The organism is Paraburkholderia sp. SIMBA_054 (genome assembly GCF_046534875.1).
Classification (GTDB): Bacteria; Pseudomonadota; Gammaproteobacteria; order Burkholderiales; family Burkholderiaceae; genus Paraburkholderia; species Paraburkholderia hospita.
In genome coordinates, this window is sequence record NZ_JAWRXV010000962.1 from 1 (window position 1) to 264 (window position 264).

The window sequence follows — 264 nt, forward strand, 5'->3', positions numbered from 1 at the left end:
GGACGCGATTACCATCCGAGGTCGTGCCTTCCGCAAACAGCACCATAGCGTCGTCGGTTACCAGACGCCTTGCGATTTCGGATGTCTGTTCACCCGTTTTGCCCCGCCGTTCCCGCTCCACGAAAACGGTGCGCTGCAAAACGGCGAACATACCGAAAACAGGCCACTTCCTGACTTCCGACTTGGCGATGAAGGAGACCTGACCGACCGTCGACAGAACAATTATATCGCTCCACGAAGTATGGTTGGCGACGAGTAACAAAG

Annotated in this window: 1 protein-coding gene; it reads right to left on the minus strand. The window is 55.7% G+C overall.

The window, feature by feature from the left end; translation table 11 throughout:
* Positions 1–264 (minus strand): lysophospholipid acyltransferase family protein (locus SB822_RS57980; protein ID WP_410859223.1); only part of this gene is annotated, 264 nt, incomplete at both ends.